The organism is Streptomyces inhibens (assembly GCF_022221585.1).
Classification (GTDB): Bacteria; Actinomycetota; Actinomycetes; order Streptomycetales; family Streptomycetaceae; genus Streptomyces; species Streptomyces inhibens.
Genome location: NZ_CP084681.1, coordinates 3,071,115 through 3,093,426, shown reverse-complemented (window position 1 = coordinate 3,093,426; position 22,312 = coordinate 3,071,115). Strand labels below are relative to the sequence as shown.

General features: G+C 67.2%; 20 protein-coding genes and 2 pseudogenes. 5 read left to right on the top strand and 17 right to left on the bottom strand.

Going from position 1 to position 22,312, the window contains the following annotated elements; genetic code table 11:
* Nucleotides 1–314 precede the first annotated feature (314 nt).
* From mycP to KI385_RS14245, 3 genes are all read left to right on the top strand, one after another.
* On the top strand, nt 315–1,535 hold the full coding sequence (mycP, locus tag KI385_RS14255; protein ID WP_238572579.1) for a type VII secretion-associated serine protease mycosin: 1,221 nt from the start codon (nt 315–317) through the stop codon (nt 1,533–1,535).
* A complete protein-coding gene (eccCa, locus tag KI385_RS14250) occupies nt 1,498–5,532 on the top strand; it encodes a type VII secretion protein EccCa (protein ID WP_238572578.1) in 4,035 nt (1,344 codons plus the stop codon). Before mycP ends, eccCa begins: the two co-directional genes overlap by 38 nt.
* An 898-nt stretch (nt 5,533–6,430) precedes the next feature.
* Nucleotides 6,431–6,820 carry a hypothetical protein gene (locus KI385_RS14245; RefSeq protein ID WP_238572577.1) on the top strand — a complete coding sequence of 130 codons (390 nt, stop codon included), beginning with the start codon at nt 6,431–6,433 and terminating at the stop codon, nt 6,818–6,820.
* Nucleotides 6,821–6,978: 158 nt separating this feature from the next.
* On the opposite strand, the gene KI385_RS14240 is transcribed toward KI385_RS14245, so the two are convergent.
* From KI385_RS14240 to KI385_RS14225, 4 genes are all read right to left on the bottom strand, one after another.
* A complete protein-coding gene (locus KI385_RS14240; RefSeq protein WP_238572576.1) occupies nt 6,979–7,923 on the bottom strand; it encodes a hypothetical protein in 945 nt (314 codons plus the stop codon).
* Nucleotides 7,924–8,298: 375 nt separating this feature from the next.
* Nucleotides 8,299–8,631 (bottom strand): hypothetical protein, encoded by a 333-nt coding sequence (locus tag KI385_RS14235; RefSeq protein WP_238572575.1) that lies wholly within the window; start codon nt 8,629–8,631, stop codon nt 8,299–8,301.
* Nucleotides 8,632–8,714: 83 nt separating this feature from the next.
* Entirely contained in the window at nt 8,715–8,939 is a 225-nt protein-coding gene (locus KI385_RS14230) for a hypothetical protein (protein ID WP_238572574.1), read from the bottom strand.
* 409 nt (nt 8,940–9,348) lie between these two features.
* Nucleotides 9,349–9,723 (bottom strand): SPDY domain-containing protein, encoded by a 375-nt coding sequence (locus KI385_RS14225; protein WP_238572573.1) that lies wholly within the window; start codon nt 9,721–9,723, stop codon nt 9,349–9,351.
* 209 nt (nt 9,724–9,932) lie between these two features.
* Here KI385_RS14225 and KI385_RS14220 point away from each other — a divergent pair, with 209 nt between their 5' ends.
* Complete coding sequence (locus KI385_RS14220) at nt 9,933–10,121, top strand: hypothetical protein (protein ID WP_238572572.1); 189 nt, start codon at nt 9,933–9,935, stop codon at nt 10,119–10,121.
* Between the two features lie 155 nt (nt 10,122–10,276).
* Here the strand turns inward: KI385_RS14220 and KI385_RS44580 are convergent.
* A pseudogene (locus KI385_RS44580) lies at nt 10,277–10,390 on the bottom strand (DUF317 domain-containing protein); the annotation flags it as partial.
* On the opposite strand from KI385_RS44580, the gene KI385_RS14215 reads away from it, so the two are divergent.
* The gene (locus KI385_RS14215) at nt 10,372–10,614 is read left to right on the top strand and encodes a hypothetical protein (RefSeq protein ID WP_238572571.1); all 243 of its coding nucleotides are present in this window, start codon (nt 10,372–10,374) and stop codon (nt 10,612–10,614) included. The pseudogene KI385_RS44580 and the gene KI385_RS14215 sit on opposite strands and share 19 nt — an antisense overlap.
* A 10-nt stretch (nt 10,615–10,624) precedes the next feature.
* Here the strand turns inward: KI385_RS14215 and KI385_RS14210 are convergent, their stop codons facing one another.
* The 12 genes and pseudogenes from KI385_RS14210 to KI385_RS14155 form a co-directional block, all read right to left on the bottom strand.
* A complete protein-coding gene (locus tag KI385_RS14210) occupies nt 10,625–11,485 on the bottom strand; it encodes an SPDY domain-containing protein (protein ID WP_238572570.1) in 861 nt (286 codons plus the stop codon).
* Between the two features lie 102 nt (nt 11,486–11,587).
* A complete protein-coding gene (locus KI385_RS14205) occupies nt 11,588–12,370 on the bottom strand; it encodes a winged helix-turn-helix transcriptional regulator (protein ID WP_238572569.1) in 783 nt (260 codons plus the stop codon).
* A gap of 31 nt (nt 12,371–12,401) precedes the next feature.
* The gene (locus KI385_RS14200; RefSeq protein WP_238572568.1) at nt 12,402–12,929 is read right to left on the bottom strand and encodes a hypothetical protein; all 528 of its coding nucleotides are present in this window, start codon (nt 12,927–12,929) and stop codon (nt 12,402–12,404) included.
* 38 nt (nt 12,930–12,967) lie between these two features.
* Nucleotides 12,968–13,438, bottom strand: a complete 471-nt coding sequence (locus tag KI385_RS14195) for a type II toxin-antitoxin system RelE family toxin (RefSeq protein WP_238572567.1) — start codon at nt 13,436–13,438, stop codon at nt 12,968–12,970.
* The gene (locus tag KI385_RS14190) at nt 13,435–14,238 is read right to left on the bottom strand and encodes a hypothetical protein (protein ID WP_238572566.1); all 804 of its coding nucleotides are present in this window, start codon (nt 14,236–14,238) and stop codon (nt 13,435–13,437) included. The genes KI385_RS14195 and KI385_RS14190 overlap by 4 nt, the downstream gene beginning before the upstream one ends.
* Before the next feature lies 1 nt (nt 14,239).
* Nucleotides 14,240–14,851 carry a DUF4913 domain-containing protein gene (locus tag KI385_RS14185; RefSeq protein ID WP_238572565.1) on the bottom strand — a complete coding sequence of 204 codons (612 nt, stop codon included), beginning with the start codon at nt 14,849–14,851 and terminating at the stop codon, nt 14,240–14,242.
* A gap of 327 nt (nt 14,852–15,178) precedes the next feature.
* Nucleotides 15,179–15,734: pseudogene (locus KI385_RS14180) on the bottom strand (helix-turn-helix domain-containing protein); the annotation flags it as partial.
* Between the two features lie 19 nt (nt 15,735–15,753).
* Complete coding sequence (locus tag KI385_RS14175; protein ID WP_238572564.1) at nt 15,754–17,226, bottom strand: hypothetical protein; 1,473 nt, start codon at nt 17,224–17,226, stop codon at nt 15,754–15,756.
* Between the two features lie 60 nt (nt 17,227–17,286).
* Nucleotides 17,287–18,564, bottom strand: coding sequence for a hypothetical protein (locus tag KI385_RS14170; RefSeq protein WP_238572563.1), 1,278 nt, complete (start codon nt 18,562–18,564; stop codon nt 17,287–17,289).
* Complete coding sequence (locus KI385_RS14165; protein ID WP_238572562.1) at nt 18,561–18,821, bottom strand: hypothetical protein; 261 nt, start codon at nt 18,819–18,821, stop codon at nt 18,561–18,563. The genes KI385_RS14170 and KI385_RS14165 overlap by 4 nt, the downstream gene beginning before the upstream one ends.
* A complete protein-coding gene (locus KI385_RS14160) occupies nt 18,818–21,469 on the bottom strand; it encodes an SUMF1/EgtB/PvdO family nonheme iron enzyme (protein WP_238572561.1) in 2,652 nt (883 codons plus the stop codon). The genes KI385_RS14165 and KI385_RS14160 overlap by 4 nt, the downstream gene beginning before the upstream one ends.
* The gene (locus KI385_RS14155; protein WP_238572560.1) at nt 21,466–22,242 is read right to left on the bottom strand and encodes a class I SAM-dependent methyltransferase; all 777 of its coding nucleotides are present in this window, start codon (nt 22,240–22,242) and stop codon (nt 21,466–21,468) included. The genes KI385_RS14160 and KI385_RS14155 overlap by 4 nt, the downstream gene beginning before the upstream one ends.
* Nucleotides 22,243–22,312 lie beyond the last annotated feature (70 nt).

The following is a 22,312-nucleotide window of genomic DNA, read 5'->3' as shown; positions in this document are numbered from 1 at the left end:
CGGGGCGCGCAAGGCGGCTCCGGTCTGCATCGCAGCCGCGGCGGCGCTCTGAACAGCGGTCCGGAAGGAGCATCTCGCGCTCGGGGTCCGATGGCTGTGCCGCCTGGCGGGCGATCGGCCCGCGATGAAAAGGAGAAGCGAGAGTCGTCGCGTCCCGACTACTTGGTCGAGGATGAGGACACCTGGGCATCGCAGCGCGACGTTGTGCCTGGCGTTATCGGCATCTCGGCCTCCGAGGAGAACGCCGGTGCCGACGCGTCGGAACAGCGAAGCCCTGAGACTGGGCCGGACAGTTCGGAAGGAAGCGGCAAGGCGTGACGCTCAAGCGATGGATGAGATCGGCAGGTGGGGCGGCGCTGCTGTGCGTGGTCAGCCTCGCACAGGTAGCGACCCCAGCGGCCGCGGATTCCATTCGCGATCGTCAGTGGGCTTTGTCGGCGTTCGATGCGGATGCGGTTGAGAAGGTATCCACAGGTCGGGGGGTGACCGTCGCCGTCATCGACACGGGCGTCGACGGGACCCACCCCGACCTCGCAGGCAATGTGCTGCCCGGTAAGGATTTCCTCAAGGGTGGTCGTGCGGACCGTGAGGAGGACAGTTCGCATGGCACTGGCATGGCCTCTCTGATCGCAGGGCACGGCCATGGGCCGGGGGGGACTGCGGGCATCAAGGGACTGGCCCCTGCGGCAAAGATCCTGCCTCTGCGCGCCATCACGGATAGTGGACTGCAAATGGGCACCGGCAAGCCAGTGTCGCAGGCGATCCGCTACGCCGTTGATCACGGAGCATCGGTGATCAACCTGTCACTGGCGGACGACTTCAAGGACCCGGACATGGCCGCCTCTGTCAGATATGCGCGACAGAAGGACGCAGTCATCGTCGCCGGGGCCGGGAACGACGGAGTTGCAACGCCGGAATATCCCGCGAGCTTCCCAGGAGTGATCTCGGTGGGGGCCGTCGCCTCCGCAGGGAAGATCTGGGAGAAGTCCAACTACGGGTCGAACAACTTGCTCGCGGCACCTGGGGTAGACAACTACAGCGCGGGTCTGAACCACGAGTATCAGCACGGTACCGGAACGTCTGGTGCCACAGCCTACGTATCAGCCGCCGCTGCACTCCTCCGGTCGAAGTTCCCGGATCTCACGGCCGGCCAAATCGCCAACCGCCTGGTGAAGACAGCCAAGTTGCCGGACTCCATGAAGGGCGCGAAGCTTCCGGAGAGGCACTACGGGTATGGCTTCATCCGCCCCTACAGTGCCCTGACCGAGGACATTCCCGCCGGTTCGAGGAATGGCCCGCTGCCCGCTCTGTCGTCTTCCTCGCCCGACGCGGCAGCTGATCCTCCGGCCCCGGCCGATCCAGGTGCGTCTGCCAGCAAGGACCGGTCGGCGTACGTCATCTGGGGTGTCGTCGGCGTAGTGGTGCTCGGGCTCTTGGCCGTTGTGGCAGTGGTTGTTGTCAGGCGCCGGCGTCCTGTCGTGCCGCCGCCTTCGCCGTATGGCCAGCAGCAGCCTGGCCCGCCTTTCCAGCAGTAACCAGGCCACGTTGGCAACCGTCACCATCAAGCGCCCTCCGCGCGCGACGCCTCCTGACTATCCCAAGGGCGACCTCCGGCTGAAGGCGCCGCCCGTGCTGCCTGAGCACAAAGGGGAGCCTGTTGCGCTGATGCTGTTGCCGACGATGGCAATGGGCAGCAGTGCGGTCTATTTCTTCCTGCCTGGCTCTCCGCCGTTCATGAAGATCATGGGCGCCATCATGGCCGTCTCCGCCGTGGCCATGGGGATGACGCAGATTGTGCGTGCTCGCCGCGGCCCATCGTCGAGCGTGCGTGCGGCACGTCAGGACTATCTGAAGTATCTGGTCCGGACCCGTGAGGAGGTGCGGGATACCGCACGTGGTCAGCGGCTGGCTGAGTGCCGCACTTTCCCGGAGCCAGGCCAGCTGTGGGCTGTGATCGCCGACCGTAAGAGACTGTGGGAGCGGCGGCCCGAGGACGATGACTTCGGTCAGGTGCGGGTGGGGGTGGGCCCTCAGATGCTGGCGACCCGGCTCGTCGTGCCGCAGGCCGGGCCGGCAGAGGAGTGGGAGCCGCTGGCCGCGCATGCGCTGCAACGGTTCGTGAAGGCGTATGAGCAACTTGATGAACTGCCCATGGCGCTGTCCCTGCGTGCCTTCCCGTGGCTGACGATCCGGGGCCATGCCGACACAGTCCAGGGGGTCGCCCGTGCTGTGATCTGCCAATTGGCCGCTCTGCATGCGCCGGACGACCTGTGGCTAGCGGTGGTCGCAGCGCCGGGTGCAGTCCCGGAGTGGGACTGGATGAAGTGGTTGCCGCACGCCCGTCCGGCCGAGCACGGCAATGGCGTTGGACGGCGCGGCCCCGGCCTGCTGATGTTTCCTTCGTTCGATGCCCTTGAGGAGGGGCTCGCTGAGCAGTTGGCTGCGCGCCATGAATGGTCGCCGGATGCCCAGCCGCTCCTGGACCGGCCGCACTTGGTGATTCTGCTGGACGTTGGGGCCACGGCGGGATCGCCGCTGACTACCGACCGAGACAGGTTCCAGGGCGTGACCGTCATTGAACTCGAATCGGCAGCTGGTGCCGAGCAGCAGCACCGGACGCGCGGAAGCAGGTCCCGCGGAATCGATCGTCGACCGGGTCTGGCTGTCGAACCGAACACCCTCAGCCTCGTCTCCAGCGCCGGCTCCGTCTACACCGGCATTCCTGATGTCCTGACCGCGGTCGAAGCCACCGCGCTCGCTCGTGCCCTGGCACCCTTGCGCACCAGCGACGACGAGGACGAGGACCCGCTCCTGGGCAATCTGGGATTCACCGATCTGATGGGCATCGACGACCCCACAACCTTCGACCCACCCTCGACACAGCGGACCCCGCACGAGCGGCTGCGCGTGCCGCTCGGAGTCGACGGGGACGGCAACCCCGTCGTCCTCGATCTCAAGGAAGCCTCTCAAGGAGGCATGGGGCCGCACGGACTGTGCGTCGGCGCCACTGGATCGGGCAAGTCTGAGCTGCTGCGCACTTTGGTCCTTGGGCTCGCCACGACTCATAGTTCCGAGACCTTGAATTTCATTCTGGCGGACTTCAAGGGCGGAGCGACCTTCGCCGGCCTGGCTGACCTGCCGCACACAGCCGCCTTCATCAGCAATCTCGCCGAGGACCTCACCCTCGTCGACCGGATGCAGGACGCCCTCGCCGGCGAACTACTCCGCCGTCAGGAACTCCTGCGCGCCAGCGGCAACTTCGCCAATATCGGAGCCTATGAGAGAGCACGGATGGCGGGGGCACCGCTTCAGCCGTTGCCCACCCTGCTGATCATCCTGGATGAGTTCAGTGAACTGCTGACCGCCAGGCCCGAATTCATCGACATGTTCCTGCAGATCGGACGCATCGGCCGCTCTCTCGGCGTGCATCTATTGCTTGCCTCGCAACGTGTGGAGGAGGGCCGGCTACGCGGCTTGGACACCTACCTGTCCTACCGCCTGGTCATGCGGACATTCTCGGCCGAAGAATCCCGGATCGCCCTCGGCACACAGGACGCCTACCACCTGCCCGCAGTCCCCGGTGCCGGAATTCTGAGCTGCGGCACAGAAGCCCCAACGCAATTCAAGGCCGCATACGTCTCCGGTCCGTACCGTCCCCGGCGCACGACGGCCTCCGGGCGTCGGGAAGACCTTTCACCGATGCTGTTCACTGCCGAGTCCGCCCTCGCCAATCCCGACCCATCTGTCCCTGGCTATGACGAAGCCCCGCAAGACGGTGACGATACCGGCCCTTCCGTACTGGACGTTCTGGTGGGGCGCCTCCAGGATGAGGGGCCGCCGGCACCACAGGTCTGGCTTCCCCCGCTGGAAGATTCTCCTCTCCTCGGCGATCTGCTCCCCCCTCTCACCAGCACATCCGAACGGGGCCTGCACCCCGCCGAATGGCGGGAGATGTCACTGGTCGTCCCACTCGGCATCGCCGACATGCCATTCGAGCAACGCCGCGAAGTCCTCAAGCAGGACTTTTCCGGTCCGCAGGGCCACGCCGTGGTCATCGGCGGCCCGCGTTCGGGGAAGTCCACCTTGCTGCGCACCCTGGTCACAGCCTTCGCCCTGACGCACACACCACGCGAAGTGCAGTTCTACTGCCTGGACTTCGGGGGCGGCAGTCTGTCGTCCCTCGCTGATCTCCCGCACGTCGGGGGTGTGGCATCTCGGCTGGACGCGGCCAAGGCGCGACGGACCATCGCCGAGATACGGGACATCCTCGACGAGCGGGAGGAGTTCTTCCGCAACCACCACATCGATTCCATCCGGACCTACCGCGGGCGGCGGGCCGTGGGTCATTACCCCGACCATCTGTGGGGCGATGTCTTCCTCGTCATCGATGGCTGGGGCACCTTCAAACGCGAGCACGAGCAGCTGATCCCCGACGTCGAGGCAATGGCCATTCGGGGCCTTGCCTTCGGCGTCCACCTCGTCCTTACCGCTGGCCGATACAACGAGATCCGCCCTGCCCTCAAGGACCAACTCAGCGCCCGGCTGGAACTTCGGATGGCCGATCCCCTGGATTCCGAGCACGACCGCAAACGTGCCCGTAACGTGCCCGCATCCCGTCCCGGGCACGGCCTCGCCCGGGGCGGACTGCATTACGTCGCCGCCCTCCCGCAAGCCGCTGGCCTCGGTGCCACACAAGACCAGACAGACGGTGCCGCAAGCTCGGCCGATCTGATCGAGGCCATCGCAGCCAACTGGTCCGGCCAGGTGTGCCCGCCTGTGCGCATGCTCCCGGATTGCCTGCACGGCGACGCGCTTCCCAAAGCCAGCGAAACGCCTGACCTGGGCTTCGCTGTGGGCTTCGACGAAGTGGCCTTGGCCCCGGCCTATGTCGCCTTCGACAATGACCCGCTCCTCGTCATCTATGGCGAAAGCGAGTCCGGGAAGACCGCGCTTCTTCGTCTGCTCACCCGGCGTCTCGCCGAACGGCATCAGCCCCATGAAGCTCTGGCGATCGTCGGCGACTACCGACGCGCTCTGCATGGCCAACTCCCTCAGGACCATGTGCTGCACTACGCTCCTGCGTCGGCATCCCTCGAAGACGGCCTCAAGCGCCTCGTCCCGCTGCTGCAAGCTCGGATGCCATCCGCGGAGGTAACCGCCGAGCAGATGCGTGCCCGCAGTTGGTGGCACGGCCCTGAGATCTTCGTCGTCATTGACGACTACGACCTCGTCGCACTCCCGTCCGGCAATCCCCTCGAAGCGCTGGCCGAATATCTTCCCTATGCCCGAGACATCGGCCTCCGCGTGATCGTCGCCCGCACCACCGCCGGCGCGGCCCGAACCTCCTTCGACCCGGTCACCAGACGCCTCAAGGAGCTCGGAGCAGCGGGCATCATCCTGTCCGGAGACCCCGACGAAGGACCACTGATCGGTAATTCCAAGGCCGTGGCCATGCCACCCGGACGGGCCCAGCTCATCACTCCCCGGCAGCGACCCCACATCGTCCAAATCGGCTGGTACGCCCCCAGCTGAGGCAGTGGAGGCAGCCAGGCCCTCGATGTTCTGGTGGAGCTGTATGGGTCAGGCATACGCCAGACCGTCGGCGAGGTGTAGCACGTCGGTCGATACGGAGAGGGCAGCGTGAAAGCTGATGACCTCGCACACGGTGGGATGTATGGTCCTCCAGCTGAGCGTGACCGGCCTGTTGGGTCCCAACGCCGGTGCCCAGGGAGGCCAGTTGACGGGGGAGTCTAAGGGCACGAGCGCCGCGCCCTCGGCAAAGGCGCGAGGACGGTGGCGCCATTGCCATGCTCCTGTCCACGATGGTGCTCGTCACCTGCGCCGCCGCTGGCACTCTGTCCGCGGTCACGCACAGCCGGCCGCCGCCGCTGCCCGGCAGACTGCTCAACATCTGTGTAGCGCCTACCGATCCGCTGGCGCTGCCTCTATGGATGCGATGCGTGAGCAAGGCCGTCGCCTTCCCGGACCCGTATGAGAGCGGTACGCAGGCGCCCTCGAAGCCACCCTGCCCCAGCACGTAGACCACGTACTGCGCGAACTCGGCTGGGACGCACTCGCCGCCACCCTGGACCAGGCCGAGCGAGCCGGACATAACTCGACGCCCTGCTCCAGCAAGCCATCGAATGGCGCGAACTGGACACCGCCGACAGCATCGTCGACGTACTCGTCTGGCGACTGAGGCGGTTGGGCAAACTCACCGCCACTGTGGACCAGCCCCGTGCACGTACGAACCCGCGCGTACCTCAGCAGCAACCCCAGCCCTCGAAGCCGCAGACGCCCGCGCCTGCCGCCCGGCCCAACCTCAACGACCCCCGTCAACGTGGCGCGAGGCGCTGTAGCACAACAAACAGATAGACACTGGCCGCCAATCCTGTTAGTGCTGGTCAATAGAGACAAGGAGACGATGCGGATGCTCAGCGAAGACCTCCAGACCCCGAGAACTTCTCTGCCGGGGACGGCCTCTGGCAACGACCCGCTGCTGCGGCTTCAGGAGGAGATGCAGCCCGCCGGCGGGAACATCGGTCTCCGCGCGACTACGCACCCCGAGGAAATCCGGATCACCGGCATCGCCGTCATGTGCCCGCAGTGCGGCGCCCGGCGGGACTGGATGGTGATCTGCGACCGCAACGAGATCAGCATCCGTTGCCGCTGCTCGCACCAGTGGGTCGAGCGCGAACTGACCCGCGTGGACTACCAGACCATGATCGGAGAAGGTATCGGCCAGGACTTCCCGAGCCTGGAGGCCGCGGCACAGGCTGCGGGGTATGACGGCACGCTGGCCGGTACCTACCTGGCCTGATCAGCCCCGGGGCCGAGTCCCGGGGCTCGGCCCCGCATTCCTAATTCGGACACCTTCCGTGTCCACAATCACGGGCACTGCCCTCCCTGCTGTGTGCTTCCCTGCATTGGCTCCGCCGACGGCTCGCAGGATGGCGCTTTATCGCTGCGCACTCGATCTCAGTCGGTCGACCGCGTAACGTCCCGCGCGGCGGCCTGGCCTTGGTCGCCATTGAGAGTGACGGGCGGGGGCGTGTCGAGGTACGCGCGGGCTGCCTCGGCGAAGCGTCCGCGGGCGTCGTCAAGCTGTTCTACGGCGTGGGCCCTCCTTAGCGCGTTGTTCTGGTTAGGGCTGAATGTCTCCAGGACGAACACGTACGCCTGCCAGGGGCTCAGGATGCCACGAGCCTCGAAGCTGCGCGCGAGGCCGATCACATCGTCATGGAACTCGAATGCAGACCTGCGGGGACGTCGGCGCATGAGGTCGCGGGCCTCGGTCTCAGCGACTTGTGCGGCCTCGGCTACGGGCGCGGCCACTGGCAGCAGTTCGGGATCGAGTCCCTGGGGCCCGGTGTTTCCGTGGGTCGGTGGAACACGGAGGTACTCACGGACCGGCGACATATGGTCAACACGGAGGGTGAGGGTATCGAGGAGCTCGGCGAGGAGCTCGGGCGTGATGTTCTCGGCGAGGTCAGCGAGGGCCCGTGTCAGTGGTGCGACCGGTCCGGTTGTGGCCCGGACGGCGGCAGCGCAGCAGCGGTCGACCCGCTGGGCGAGCGGGCGCAGACTGCTGGGGCCCTCAAGGTCGACCAGGGCAAGGGCGTCGTTGACCTCGCGCAGCGCTGCCGCTATGGCGTCAGCGTCGGAGTTCTTGCGCTCGACGGCGTGAGCGACGCGGGCGGCAGCGCGCATGAGGTCCCCATATGCGGCGCGTTGCTGAGTGCGTCTCCACTCAGTATGTGTTGCGGCTGTCTGCGCATCGGCGGCAGAGCGAGCGGCGTCCGCCTGGGCGTGCGCTCCGTGGGCTTGTATCCGGGCTGCGCCGAGAGTGCCGACGATTCCGAGGATCACGCCAACGAGGGCACCGCCTCCACCGATGTACGCGGCTATGACTTCGGGTTGCATGAGGCAGATCATGTCGTACGCCCTGGTGGCCCGGCCGGACACTCGGCGAGCTGTCCGCCTGGCGAGTTGCAGTGCGCCGCCATCCTGGCCGCAGTTTCGGTTGCCGGGTCGCGTGGAGTGGCGAAAGTGGCCGACTCGCTCCGACACGCCATGCATGAGCTGAAGGTGGTCGGGATGACGTGGCTCGGTGCCGCGCGGCGCGCAGGACACGGTCGCCATGACGACTGGGATCAGCGCTTGAAGCGGGCAGCCGAGGCGAAGCGAGAACCGGATAGGACCTCCAGAGCAGTGCGAGAGGTCCTTGGCTCCGAGACCCCATACGCCGAGAGGGCTGCCCCAGTGTGGGCAGCCCTCGGTGGTCTGAATGAACGGCCGTCAGGCAGAGGCCAGGTGGTTTGCGAGATGCAGGGCGTCGACGGCCACAGACAACGCGGCGTGAAGGCTGATGACCTCGAACAGCGTGGGACGAACGATGGGGGTCCAGTCGCCGCGGAGGCCCGGCCAGGTGGCGAGGACGACCTCCGCTGTGGCCAGGCCGAGGCGAGCCGTGACGTCCATTCTGCCGTCGAGACTCGGCGCCCAGTCCAGCAGGATGGAGCCAGGGCGGAGTCGGTTGGGATTCTGGGCGGGCGCCCAGGCTGCGCGGATCGGTTCGGTGGGCAGCAGCGGTACAGAGCGGAGGATGGCGCCGCGTGCGGACTTGGGCATGGGCCGACGGACGAGATCACTCAGGATCAGATACGGGGCCGTGAGGCTGATCGGCTCCGCCGAGGGGCGCGAGCGGGCGCGGCTCACGCAACTGCCCAGTTCAGCTGGTTACGGACCGCGGGTGGCAGCACGCCCTCCTGGCCGTTCTCGGCTATGTAGACAGCACCGTTCGCTCCCGAGATCTCGATGACGCGGCCAATGCGGTGGGCATGGGGCCAGTCCGGGTTGATGGCGAAGTACGCGGGCAGGTCGGGGTCGACGGTCTGGAGCTGGTGGATCAACTGGCGGACGGTGATCTGGTACGGCAAGGCGGCCTCCTGGACGAAGGGGAAGTGCGGATCGGGAGGATTGCAGCGTCTGGGGGTCCGGTTCAGACGTCTGCGTCGAATCGCAGTAGCTCGCGCAGCACGGCAGGGCCCTTCGACGGCGCTGCGGATTTCGCCGGGATGTGGGCGGCGCGATGCCGTTTCCCCTGCTCGGCGGCGTAGGACTTCGTGGACGATGGTTGGCTTGTCCATTCCTTGCAGCTGCACGTCGCGAGGAATCGGGCCCGTCCGGTGCATGCCTCGGTGAGCGGTGTACCGCCCGTGGTGTGCCGATGTTCTGAGGGGCAGATGGTGTCGTCCGCGTGATACGCGGTCACGGTGATCGAGTGGCGGGGCATGAGGCGGCCTCCTGGTCAGATGGGAAGGGGATTCGGCATTCGCCGGGCAGGCGTCAGATGCAGGAGCAATAGCGGCTGGGGAAGGCGATGAGAGCCGCGAGGAATCCGGCGACGGCATGTGCGGGGACTTCCGGCCCGAAGGTCTGGTGCCAGGCCGTTGTGCCGTCCGTTCCCTTGATGTTGATGTGCCACAGCTCGCCGCGCGCCGCTGCGGGGCTCTCGGCGAGGAATCCCACGTATACGCGCTGGTCGGGGCTGGAGCAGTGGACGTTGCCGTCCAGGTCGGAGACGACGTCCCAGCCCTGGTTCTTGAGGAGGTCGGTGACGGGGCTCGCGGAGTGGCAGTCGAGCAGCCACTCACGCTCGCCGAGGGCGGCGAACGGAAGCCCAGCGGGAGCCTGGAACGGGGCGGTGGCGGTGAGTGTCACGAGCAGCGAACCCTTCGTTGACCTGCGGGTTTTCCCGACTCCGTACGTTGACATGGTCTGCGGCGGGTCTCCAGTCCTGTCCCGCGGTGTGCGTCTGCCGTGGGCGAACTGGCAACGGGGACAACCGCTGTTGTCCAGGCAAGGGGGAATGAATCGGTCTCCCCAGAGGCTGTCCCGGGGGCGACCCGATCGCGGTGGAAGGGACCGACTTGGAGAGCGAAGAGATCCGTACCTACGACGAGGCCGTCGATGACGCGGAGGCCGCGTCCCTGGGCCGGGCCCGCTTGGCCGACGGCAGACGAATCGAGCTGAGCGTGGAGGACCTGGCGCAGTTGGTCGGCGCCGAAGCCGAGGGCAAGCGCGACTCGGGCCAGCATGGGCCGACCGGCACCGTTTGACGACGGGCCGACGCCAGTCCGTCGGGCGCGACCGAGACGCTGAGGTGCGGCCCTTTGTCGGTGCGCCAGCCGGCCCCGATGAGCGGCTGGAAGCCTTGGTCCCTGCCGGTGCCGCCGTAGAGGTACGTGTCGTGGCCCTGCGCGTAACCGTGGGCGAGGGCGGTGGTGCAGGCGGTGACGAGTTCCGTGGGGGTGTTGTTGTCGAAGGTGGCCAGCCAGCCAGCCAGCGGGCCGGGCCGAACGGGTCGGAGTGGACCGCGATCTTCCACAGGTCGGTGACTTCGCCTTCGGGGAGGTAGCCGAGCCGGATGTGCTGTTCGGGCGAGGTGGCGAAGACGTTCGCCAGTTCGTCGTGTTGGAGGTGGAACCCCTGGTCGAGGAGCGGCTGGAGTGCGGGGTCACCGGTGAAGGTGTTGCCGGCGAGGTAGACCGGGGAAACGTAGAAGTCCCCGTCAGAGCGTGGGCGGGCATGGGGGATCGGATCTCCGGGTGAGGTGCGGGTGTCAGCGTTGACGGCGCGAGCCAGCGTTGACGGGCGTGACGGGAGCGGATGCGGCTGGTGCAGGCTGGACTTGGTGCATCGCGTTGGTGCGCGAACTGCGGGCCAGCGCAGCCGTGCTGCGCGAAGTCGCCTGGTCGGGGCGCAGGGGCTGGGTCTCGACCAGGGAGCGGTGGCGGTCGGGAATGAGGAATGCAGCGCGGACGACGGGCCTTGGGTCGGTCAGGGCGTCGGCCGTGGCGGTCATGAGGTGCTCGGGGGTGCCCCGGCTGAAGTACGCCTGCCAGCTCGGCGCGGAGACGGGGTCAGGGCCGGCGGACATGCGCCAGGTCGACTTCTCCGGGTCAAGTAGCTCGTCGTACTCGTGGAGCCAGCCGCCGCGTATCCGGTAGGCGGCGTGACCGTCGGGCGAAACCATCCGGAACGGCCGCGTGCCGCGGACGGCCTCCCACTGATGACTGGAGAACACGGTGGCGGGCGTATGCCCGGTGTGGTGCTCGCCGCCGCTGAGGTAGTCGGCGAAATTGTTCGGCAGCCCGGCGACGAGCGTGTCCGCGAACGCCGCCACGATCTCTCGGGGGGTGTCGCGGTCGAAGGTGGTAATCCAGTCCGGTACGCCGAGCGGGTCCTCGGCATACGAGAACGTCCAGCCGCCGTAGTGGCTGTCCATGACATTGGCGATGCGCACGCGCTGGCACGGACTGGTGTAGTACGTGTCCTCGCCGAAAGCCACGACCTTGGTCCAGCCTGTCGCAGAGTCAAGGGTGTTGAAGATGCCGTCATCAGTGCCGGGACCGGCGAGGTAAGCGGGGGTGATGAAGACATCGGCGGCGGGGTCGAGGGCGTGAGGGTCGGTGGTGGGCATGAGAACAACTCCGAAGGGGTGGTGCACGGGCGCCCGCGCGGCTCGCACTGGAACGTGCGCGGGCGCCGTTGTGGCTGCGGGGTCTGACTGTGGGCATGTGGATCACCTGGTCCGGGATGGGCGGGAGAGCGCCGAGACGTGGACCGGGACGCGCGGCTGTGGCTCTGGGGCGTGAGAGAACAACCCCGGGAAAGCCGAGGGGGTCCGCCGTACAGCCGCGTTGGCCCTCGCCATGTCGGCCGTCGGCCGAGTTGTGGGGTTGTGTCGCACAGTGGTGCGTGAGGCCATCGACTCGAAGGCAGCCAGCTCCACGTACACGGGCCCGAGTGCCTGAGCGGCTGGCGTCAGGTCGTACGCGCGGTTGGAGGGGCCGGTGCGGGTGAGGAGCTGATCCTCCTGGAGTTGCTGGACGCGGTAATGGAAGGAGCCTGTGGCGAGTCCCGCCGCGTCGCGCAATTCGCCGTTCGGAAGTGGGCCGTGCTGCGAGAGGGCGTGGAGGACGTCGACCGCGCCCTTGCCGCGCAGCCGGCGCAGGGCATCCTCCGTCCGCTCCGCCTTGGCGAGCACCGGGCCGCTCTCGGCGAAGTGCGCGCGATGCCAGGAAGCAAGCGCGCGATGGGCGTTGTGTGCGTGGCGGCCGAGCGGGGCGACCTCGTAGAGCCCGAGCTGCGGTCGTTCCAGGAGGCCGTCCGTGAGCATGCGTCGCAGAACCCACTGCGTGTTCTGGGTTCCGATCCACGGCAGCGCTGAGGCGATCTCTGTGAAGCGCATCTGGCCGTGCTGCTGGATGGTCTGCAGTGTCCAGGTGGTCCAGCGAGGGGCGAGGCGGCCGATCGCGTGGCGGACGTCCTGGGTGGGGTCTTTCGCCGATGTGTGGTCGTACATGTCCAGTTCTCTGAGTATCGATCGTGCGCCGTCAGCGGGAGCGCACGGGGCGTTCTGCGGGCGCGGGTGAGGTGACGGCGGGGGATATCGGGGCAGCGGGGACAGGCGGTGCCGCAGCCGTGCGCAGGGCTGCGGCCCGTGCCGGGGAAGCCGGGGTCGATGTGGCCTGTGCGCGGGACGCGGAGCGGCGTCGCTCCGTGGCCGGTGAGTCCTCGGCTTGAGGTACCGAGCGCCTGTATGCGCTGGTCAGAGCCTTCAGATGATCGGCGCTCTGGCCGCGGCGTTCGGCGAGGATGGTGATGTCCGCGCCGATCGTGCCGAGGACCGTGCTGCCGACGCCTTGCTCGATCGCCTGCAGCTCTCGGTAGGCGGACCGGGAAGCCTGGACGATCTTGTGGTCGAGGTCGTCGACCTTCCAGGCGGCGTCCACGATGAGGGCAGCCATCTGGCCGTGCGGGCTGAGGAAGTTGTACCGGGCCAGCAAGTCGGTGGGGCGGTCGACTCCAAGGGCGTCGGCGACGAGCCGTGTACCGAGTCCCGGCGGGGTGGAGGGAGACATGAACATCCTTCGTGCGGTGCTGTGCGAAGAACTGGGGATCACGAGCGGGTGCGTCGGGCCCGTGGCTGCGCGGTGGGAGCCGCAGGTGCCTGCGGATGGGCGTTGGCCTGGCTGCGGCCGTGTGGGGAGCGGGCCCTGGCTGCCTGGGCGCGACGCCCGAGAGGTGGCGTACTGGCGGATGCCTCCCGCTCGCGCTCCAGTCGGCGCGCTGCGGTTCGGTAGGCGGCATGGTCCTGACGCTCGCCGACGGCCAGGAGGTAGATCTCCCGTTTGTGCTGGGAGGAGGTCGGAGCGTCCCGGTACTGGATGACGAGCCGCCATCGGGTTTCCGGATCTACGTAGACCTTGTGGCAGCCCGCCAGTTCGCGTTGCAGGGCGGCTCCGCGCTCGTTGCCGTGGACCAGGTGTTGCAGTTCCAGCAGGGCCAGGTCGCGGATGTCCTCTGGGACGGATCGCAGGTCGGCGAGGGCTTCGGGGTGTGCCGCGAAGGCGTACCGGGCCCGGTTCACGGCGCGCTCCGACGCGGAGGTGCCGGCGCAGCCGCCGTAGACCGAGGTGGTGCGACGGGAGGCGGGGCTACGGCGAGGCTGCCGGCCTTGACCGTTGAGCAGGCGCGAGCAGCTTCTGCCCGGAGGCCGACCGTGCCTTGGGGTGCCGGTGCCAGGGGGAGCGGAGTGGACTGCTCCATGGCCCAGATATCTGCTGCTTCGGCGGTGGCGAAGGCTCCCTCCCGCACCGTGTAGGACCGAAAGTCCTTGGTGGTCTCTTCGAGGAAGAGGCGGTACGGAGCGCTTGCGGAGCCGGGGTGGCTGTCGTAGACGAGCGTCCGCACCTCGAGGCCGAAGTCGAAGGAAGACGGGTTGTGGGTGTAGTGGTCGATGACCTTGTACCGGTCGTCCGGGTTGGCCCTGAGCAGATCATCAAGGCGGGCCGTGAGCGCGTCGGCGGGCCGGGGCCCGTGGTTATTGGACAGCTCCGCCGATTCGGCCGGGCAGCCCTGGCGGATAAGCCAGTTCTGTGCCAGCGGAATGACAGGGTGGCTCTCGTACTCGAAGTCGAATGTTCGCTGCTCAATGTCCCGGGTGATGTGCAGTGAGACGTACTCCGCCATGCCGGGGATGCCCCAGATCGCAGCGCGGTCGTACAGCAGCAGATATGTGTCGCGGCCGTCAGGGCTGTGGTGCTCGGCAAGGGGCACGAACATGTCGTCCGAGAGCGTGAGCGAGAGGAAGCCCTCCTCGATCCGCTCTGTGGCGGCCTCGAAGCCCTCGATCCGGTAGTCCGGCACCGGGGCGTAGGTGTTCGCCATGTCAGACTCCGGCAGGCTCGGGCGAGGCCAGGAGCCGGTGGTTGGGGCGGGCCGGGCTGGTGGTGCACGCGGCGAAGGGCCCGTCCGGCGTGCGGAGTTGGAGCAGCGCTGGGTCGAGGTGGTCGCGGTGCCATGTCGAGGGGCCGGTGAGGCCGGTCTCGACGTCGGTGAGCTGCTGCCAGGCGAGCCAGAGGGCGTGCAGCCGGGCGACGGCTTCGGGGTGTTCTTGCCACTGTTGGCACCATGGGCGGCCGGTGGTGATCTCCCTGCCGTAGACCGGCAGGAGCAGGTGATGCACCCAACTGGTCAGCGCGGCGAGTTCCTCGGCGTATGCCTTGCCGTCGAGCGCCAGGATGAAGACGGACGAAGGGCCGTCGAGCTGCGAGTCCTGCGTGTCCGCGCTCCGGCCGCTGACCGGCACCGCGCCGGGCTCGACGGTGCGGTCCACAGGCTCGTCAGCCTCTGTGAGCGGCGGGTCGTCGGTGAGCCGGGCGAGCGTTTCGCTCTGCTTGCGACTCTCCGCGACCAGCCGCGCGACTGTGGACACGAGGTCGTCCAGGTCGTGATCAGGTATGCGCACAGACTTGTCGCCATCGTGGGTGGGTCCGGACATCACTACCCCTCCGCAAGATCGGGTGGTTGGGGTGTCGAGGGTCCGGAAAACCCCAGGTTTGGCCGGGCCGGAAAACTGGTGTAGACACACCGCTCAGAGTGCTAGGCGATGCGAGCAGCCCTGCGACGAAACCGGCACACATGGGCGCCGGCCGGGAGTGGCTTGCGGTCGGGGCTGTCGGCGGTGGTACTGCCGTTGTTCCGCTTCATCGTGGTGGCACGCGGACGAGATCACGGTGTGGCTGATGTTGATCCGCGGCTCCGACGAAGGGTGCCCCTCGCGGCTGCTTGCCAAGTGCAGGTGTGCGCTTAGGTGGCTCGCAGAGAATCAACATGCCGTCTTGATCAGGGCGAGGAAGGCGGTCACATCAGTGGGGGTGCGGAACCTGATGGCGTCGGGCCCGATGGCGTGGCCCCGCTCGGCCAGTAAGGGTTGGACTTGGTGAACCGCCCGGGTGAGGGTGCTGCCGTTGACGCCGAAGAGCTGGGCTGGCAGGTATCGGGCGCCAAGTTTGCGCAGGTAGAGCAGGGTGGCCAGGACTCGGTCGGCCGTGGTCAGTTTGTCCTTGGCGCCTGCTCCGGGAGCACGGCGTCGCTCACCCCCGCGTTGACGGAGCCGTTCACGCTCACGCAACCCGGCCAGATCAGGCTCCATTTCGTCGACGAGGCGGTTCAGTTCCACTTCGGGCATGCCGGTCAGCTCCGAGCTGCGCAGTAATGCAGCCGCAGGCCGCAGTGGTGCCTTTGCCGGTCAGACGATCGGGGCTGCGCTGTCCGCGCTCGGGGTGCCGGGGTGGTCGGGGCAGGAGGGTGTAGTTCCCGTCCCCGTGGAATCGATGCTGGGTCATGGCGAGGGCATCGATTTGGGCATCCGCATCCTCGACGGCACGTGGAGCATGGAGCTCACTCGGCCGTCCCGCAAGACGAGTCGAGGTGGGGCACCACCCTGATGCGGGCATCCTCAAGGCGGAGGCTTGCCTTTTGTCGGGCGCTGGGGATCCAGAGCTCGATGCGGTCGCCTGTCTGGCCGAAGGAGATGACAGGGCGATCGGTCGGCGGGCGGACGCCGTAGTACGGGGTGTCACCGGAGGGCAGCGCCACACAGACATAGTCGGCGCTAAGGCCGAAGTACTCGGGGATGTCCTTGCCCTGAGCCGCCAGCCGTCGGTCTGCTACGCCGCTCTGGCCCGCGCCGAGCAGAACGACCAGGGAGAAGGCGATTGCCAGGCCGGTGCCGACGCTCAGCATGAAGGTCCACGACGTCCAGGAACCCCGCGCGTCCACCGACGAGTTCAGAAATCGGATCCAGCCGAGATAGGCGATGAAAAGGAACAACGTGCCGAGGAACACGGACAATACCCAAGTGCCGGCGAGGACGCTTCCGACCCCTTCCTTCCCTGGCGGCAATTCCAACTCGAACGGCGACAGATAGGCGCGCTGGACCAGCGTCCCGAGCCACGGGACCAGCGGCACGGCCAGCGGTGCAGCAAGGGGAAGAAGCCATGGGACGGCCCGATGGGTTGCCGTATCGCGAAGGGCCAGTACCGTGCCCACCAGCACGTAGGTAACCATCAGCAACAGGACGGGAGCGCCGACGCGCGGATCGTCGAGACCCATCGCCGACCACAGACCGGCGCCGAACAGGATCAGCATCGCCGCCACGAAGAGCAGGCCCAGCATGGCGGCCGTCTGCCACGCCACACGGGTCTTGGGCATCGTCAGCACGTGCCGATCGGCGTCCAACTCACGCCCCGGCAGCGGATGCCGGGAGAGTTCGGTACGCGCGGAACGACGGCTGCGGGCCAACCGGCGAAGACGCGGCTCGTCAAGCGAGGTGGGGATGCGTACGAGGCGCACGGTGCCAGCGGCCTGATCGTGGCCAGCGGTCCTCGTCAGCAGATGTGCTGAGTGTCGCAGGTGCCGAGTGGGTGACTGGCGCCTGCCGCGCAAATGCCATTCGATGAGGGGCCGGTGCACCGGCTCCACCAGCGTGGCGTCTCGGCAATTCGCGGATATGTCGGCGTCCTGGGCAAGCGTGTCGAACGTGGCCACCGCCTGTTGCACCGCCCCGTCGCGCACGCTGCGTATACGCGCTTCGACGATCCTGACGGTCCAGTCGCCCTGCGGCGCCAGTGACGTCTCCTGGGCGAGCGGCAGCCGTACGGGCCAACCCAATGACTCGCACAACTGAGTCAGAAGATCGATTTCCTCGGGGCGGTCTATGACCTCGATCACCATGTAGACGCGACGATTGAAGGGCACCTTGCCGCCCATCGCGACGGCAGGGAGCACAGCATCTGTCGCGCCCGGCGATGACGGCCGGGAACCACCGGAGGCCGAGTCGCTGGCGGAGGCACCGGAATCAGGGGTGAACATGCTGGTGATTCTGCGCCGGGCACGTCACCCGCGTCCCACAGTTTGATGATCTGCACGCCCTTAGCCGGGCGGCTCAGGGCCAGCACCACCCCGGAGGGAGGAAACGACGAGGCGTCCGTACCGTGTGGTGAGGGCAGCGGCGGTGGCGACGATCGACAGGCCGAGGGCGACGAGCAGGTGGGCGGTGGACTGGTCGCCGAGGACCTGGAGGACGCTGAGAGCCGTACCGAGGGGGAGGCCGAGGATGGTGAGGACTCCGAGAGCGCCGCTGATCTGCTGGCTTTCCTGGTTTTGGACCAGTCGGCTGTAGTCCGCGGCTTCGGCCAGTATCTCTGCGAAACGCTCGGGCAATCGGTACTGAGCCTGGAAGGCAAGAAGTAGTTCGTTCGCCGGGCCGTGGGCGGTGAGGTGCTGGCGCCAGTAAGTGCTGCGGAAGAGCGCGATGTTCCTTTCCAGCGAGCCGACTTGGGCGGATAGGTGCGGGCCGTCGAACACTCCGGAGAGTTCGTCGGTGAGTTGGTCGATGTGGTCGCGCTGGAGTGTGCCCAGGAGGAGTGCGTCGAGGTAGACCGTGCGGGCGTGCAAGGCCGCGAAGTCGTAGAAGTCGCCCTCGCCGGCGTCGGCGCGATGACCGAGGAATGCGGCGCTATGCCGCAGCACGAGAGCACTCCAGTCGGCGGAGATGCGCACAGCTTGATCGAATTCGTCCGCTGCCGTTTCCGGAGCGAGGGGGAAGTCGCGTGGTGTGGAACGGGATGCAAGCTGCCACAGCCAGGAGTCGGCGGTAGCCGGCAGTTCTGCCGTGGGCTCAGGCCGAAGCGCGGGCGTGTGGTGGGCGTCAGGCGTGAGGAGGGCGATGGTGTAAGGGCGGGCGATCGCTAACGCGTCAGTGTCGTCTCGAACTTCGGCCACCGGCCCGAAGAGCTGCTGCGGCGCGAATGGACCGGTGAGTGGGTCGCGGCCGGCGTAGGGCCGGTGGCCGATCGCTCGCAGTACCGGAAGCAGTGGTCTGTCCACGGTGAAGTGCAACACCGCCAGACCGTGCCCGTGGCTTCGTCCCGCGGCGGTACGCAGCAGCTCCAAGCCCTGCAGCTGCAGCCCATCATGGACGATTGAGATCATCCGATGCCAGCGACAGGGACGATCCGACGACCCGTACAGCACTCTGGCGGAGGCGGGTGCGAAATAGGTCGCGCGGGTGGCTGCATCCGTCCGTCTGCTGCCGACCTCGAACGGGAAGGGCCCCTCCGCCCAGTCCGGAGTGCGCAGCAACCGTACTGGGAGCACAACCACGAGGATCTGCCGCGCCCCGGCAATCGCCTCTAAATCAATGGTCATCGGTAGTACTCGGCCGGGTCTGGCTGGTCGAGCCTGACCACGAACTCCGCGCCACCGGGGCGGTCTGTGGCCGCATGGAACCGTACGCGTTCGCCCGTACGGATGGTGCGGAAGCCTTCGGTGACGATCTGCGTGTAGTCGAAGGTGTAGTAACGACCGTCCGCCTCGTCCTGGACGATGAAGGCGCCCACCGTTCCGGTCTGTCCTCCGCCGGTGGGCCGGCGGTCGACGATGATGCCGTGCCGCGCCTCGCTCATGAGATGGCTGCCTCTGGGTCGGTGATGTCCTGTACACAACGGAAACCGACCGCGTTACTGCAGCCACGCTTCCGGTAGATGCCCTTGCTGCTCGCTTGCACGGCGCGCAGCGGATTGTCGTAGCTGCCACCGCAGATGACCGCTTCGCCGGCGTCATCCAGGCTGGTGGAGGTCCATTCCCAGACGTTCCCTGCCATGTCGGTGATGCCGTACGGGGAGCGGTTCGTGGCCCTGTCGCCGACCGGGGTGACCCAGGCTCGGCGAAGTGCCTCGTGGGCGAACTCCTGCTGCCAGGCGTGGAAGGTCACCACGGGGTGACCGACCCAGGTGTCAGCGCAGTTGACCGGCGCGCCGTCCGCTTCGTCGCCCCAGGGAAAGAGACGGCCGTCCGTTCCGCGAGCGACGGCTTCCCATTCCAGTGCGGTGGGCAGGCGCTTGCCTTCGAAAGCTGCGAACGCGAAGGCGCTCCACCAGCTGACACAAATGGCTGGGTAGTCGTCGTAGCGGGCATTGCGGTAGTAATCCGCTTCGCGGAGCCGGTCGGTCCAGGGGGTGTGGGTGATGTTGTCTGGCTGGTCAGGGTGGTCCCAGGGCGAGGTGCCGTCGGGCCGTAGGGCATCGAGGAAGCGGCGGTAGCGGGCGACCGTGACGGCATGGCGGTCGAATCGGATCGCGTGTCGTACGCGGCGTAACAAGAGACGTTCGGCCGGGCCTACGAGGTGAACCCCAGGGGGAAGGACGCAATCGTCGGTAGGAACAACCGCCGGGATGCGGGCGAGGAAGGCTCGCACCTGCTCGGTGATGAAGGCACCGCCAGGCAGGTCTGCCGCCTCTTCACGACCGCTTGGGGCGGCGAGGAATCGGGCAGCTAGCAGCTCCTGGTAGGCGGTGTGGACGAAGGCGACCTGGTCCGGACCGGCCGGCCGCAGCAGTGGAGCGAGCACGCAGTTGTCGAGTTCGAGACGGCCGTCGATGAAGGCGCCAGGGCCAAGGTCGCGGTGCAGGTCGAGGAGGGAGAAGACCGTCTGATCGGTGAGGAAGGCCCTGCCGAAGACTGCCGGCAGCCGCGCTTCGGTATCGACCTGACCCTGGTCTGCGAGGGTCTTTGTGATGTGTGTGCCGAGCAATGCGTCGAGAGGCTGGGGCGAGGCAGGTTGGAGGAGGGCGGTCAGTCGCTTCTCCAGGAACGTGGCATCGCGGTCGGCGAGCCGTAGGAGGTGGAAGTGCGGTACTCGGGCCGGGTCGACTCCGTTCGCGTACATCTGCTCAACCAGCTGTTCGGACCGGGCGGCTCCGCTGTCCAAGAGCTGACGGACTTGGGGGGAGTCGGCGAGGAACGACACCCGCGAGCTCATGACCACCGTGGACTCAGCGGAGAGCACCGGGGCCAGATCCGCGAAGAGTCGCAGGAAGCCGGCGGGGCTGGCCTCGTCCACGCCTTCGTCAACCGCGTCCAGGACGCACAACGCAGAGCCGGACCGGATCAGGTAGAGGAACAGGTCGTACGCACGGGAGCGGTCCGCGGTCATGCACGGGGACAGCAGGCGTGCGGCGTATTCGGGGAAGGTCTCGTCCCTCGGTTTGAGGCTGAGGTCGAAGTAGAAGCGAAACCGCCGCGCGTCGGGGTCCGCGGCCAGCGTTCGGAGCAGTGTGCTTTTACCGCTGCCGGGACGACCGGTGATCAGAACGTTGGCTTGGCCATGGGCAAGGCGGCCGAGGAGGGTGGCTGCGTCCTCGGCTGTGTGGATGAGGGACTCTCCCGTGTGGGCGTCGGTTGACAGCACGGTGGCGGTGACAGCCTTGCGTGGCTCGGCACGGTCCGCGGGGGTCACGTCGGCAAGGTGGGCGGCAAGGTCGACGTGCCTGTCGATGAAGCTGTCGTAGCGCACCAGCCGGTAGTCGCGGCCGAGCAGTTCGCGGACAGGCCCGGGCAACTCTTCGTCGTCACTGGCCTCGTCGAGGATGACGAATCGGGTGAGCTTGGGCAGGCGGGTACGTAGCAGCTCACCGTCATTGGAGGTGAGTACGGCGCGCAGGTCGTCCACGTCCTGCGAGACCATCAGCTCGACGTACTCCAGGCGCATGCCCGATTCACGGCAGAAGAGCTGGTAGACCGTGTCGGAGGTAAGGACGAATCGCTTGGCTTGACGGTAGCCGAGAGTGATGTATAGCCCGGCGAGGAACTCGCAGCGACGGGCGACCTCGGGATCCATGTGTGGCTCTCCGCCCAGCAGGGCGGAGCTGCTGGTACTTGTGAACCAGACCAGAACGTCGACGAGTCGGCGTACCGCGAGCAGCCCGTCCTCGTCGGAGATGTCGTAGCCGTCGTGCGTGGACCGGTTGCGCAGACGGCGGATGTCATCCAGCGCGTTCAGGACGGTACTGCTGCGGATATGCGGCTGGCACCGCTTGACCAGGTCATTAAGGGCTCGGCCCGATGGGTCGCCCTCGATGCCATGGTGCCGCCACAGTTCCTTGAGAAGCTTCTCCGTCAGCTTGCCGACGAGGGAGATTGCGTTCTCCGGGTAGCCGTCATTGAGGCTGCGTAAGGGACGTTCGAGGTCAAGACCGAGACGGTCGGCGACACGGGAGTGGTCATCGAGCTCGCTGCGGAGCCGTTGCAGCCGTTCGTCCACCACCATGCTCATCGCCCCTCACCTGGTTTCACGCCCAGTAAGAAGGCGAAGCGGTCTGGAAAGGCGAGCACCGGCTCCGGATGCGCGGCTCTCATCTCCTCGATTCCCTTCTCGATCTCGCTGTCGCTGAACGTGGAGAGCACGGACATGTAGCGGGCCCGCACCATGCCGATGTACTTGTCCCGATCAAGATGCAACTCGTGCTCTACATAACGAAGTTGGGGTTGCAATCCGGCCGCCCGTAGGTGGTCGACCATGAGTTCGGGGTCGGGCTGGAGTTCTGTGAAGCGGGAGCGCGCCGCCTGGAACAGTGGGTACTCGATGCTGGTCGGCAGCATGACCACGAGTAGGCGACCGCCGGGGGCAAGCCGACCGGCCAGGCCATGCAGGGTGGTGGCGGGTTCGGCGACATGATGCACCGATTCCTTCAGCCAGATGGCGTCCAGTTGCTCGTACGGTAACTGGGTGCTTCCAGCAGCGAAGTCTTCTGCCGAGGCTGCGATCGGCGTCAGGCCGGCGGGTGGTGGCGTACCGATCTGGTGCAGCATCGCCAGTGATGGGTCCACGCAGAGGATGGCCTGCTGCGGGTTGATGATCCGGGCCACCTCGCGTGCGAACATCCCTGTGCCGCAGCCGATGTCGGCGATTCGGTCAGCGGAAGACAGATGCAGGCTCTCGACTATGCGTGCAGACATCCAGGTGATGTGGTGCGGCCCATATGCCCAATGTTCGTCGTAGTCGGCAGCAAGCCGCTCGTAATGTCCCTGAACATCCCGCCGCTCCACAGTCCCCCCGCCCGGGTATACGGCTCTGCTGACCTGCCGTCAGGCTACTCCTCCCGTAACTCCATGGAGC

Coding starts and splice junctions, on each gene's coding strand:
- eccCa (WP_238572578.1), top strand. CDS start 1,498: ATGGCCAGCAGCAGCCTGGCCCGCCTTTCCAGCAGTAACCAGGCCACG.
- KI385_RS14245 (WP_238572577.1), top strand. CDS start 6,431: ATGCTCAGCGAAGACCTCCAGACCCCGAGAACTTCTCTGCCGGGGACG.
- KI385_RS14240 (WP_238572576.1), bottom strand. CDS start 7,923: ATGCAACCCGAAGTCATAGCCGCGTACATCGGTGGAGGCGGTGCCCTC.
- KI385_RS14235 (WP_238572575.1), bottom strand. CDS start 8,631: ATGCCCAAGTCCGCACGCGGCGCCATCCTCCGCTCTGTACCGCTGCTG.
- KI385_RS14210 (WP_238572570.1), bottom strand. CDS start 11,485: ATGCCCACCACCGACCCTCACGCCCTCGACCCCGCCGCCGATGTCTTC.
- KI385_RS14205 (WP_238572569.1), bottom strand. CDS start 12,370: ATGTACGACCACACATCGGCGAAAGACCCCACCCAGGACGTCCGCCAC.
- KI385_RS14200 (WP_238572568.1), bottom strand. CDS start 12,929: ATGTCTCCCTCCACCCCGCCGGGACTCGGTACACGGCTCGTCGCCGAC.
- KI385_RS14190 (WP_238572566.1), bottom strand. CDS start 14,238: ATGGCGAACACCTACGCCCCGGTGCCGGACTACCGGATCGAGGGCTTC.
- KI385_RS14185 (WP_238572565.1), bottom strand. CDS start 14,851: ATGTCCGGACCCACCCACGATGGCGACAAGTCTGTGCGCATACCTGAT.
- KI385_RS14175 (WP_238572564.1), bottom strand. CDS start 17,226: ATGTTCACCCCTGATTCCGGTGCCTCCGCCAGCGACTCGGCCTCCGGT.
- KI385_RS14170 (WP_238572563.1), bottom strand. CDS start 18,564: ATGACCATTGATTTAGAGGCGATTGCCGGGGCGCGGCAGATCCTCGTG.
- KI385_RS14165 (WP_238572562.1), bottom strand. CDS start 18,821: ATGAGCGAGGCGCGGCACGGCATCATCGTCGACCGCCGGCCCACCGGC.
- KI385_RS14160 (WP_238572561.1), bottom strand. CDS start 21,469: ATGAGCATGGTGGTGGACGAACGGCTGCAACGGCTCCGCAGCGAGCTC.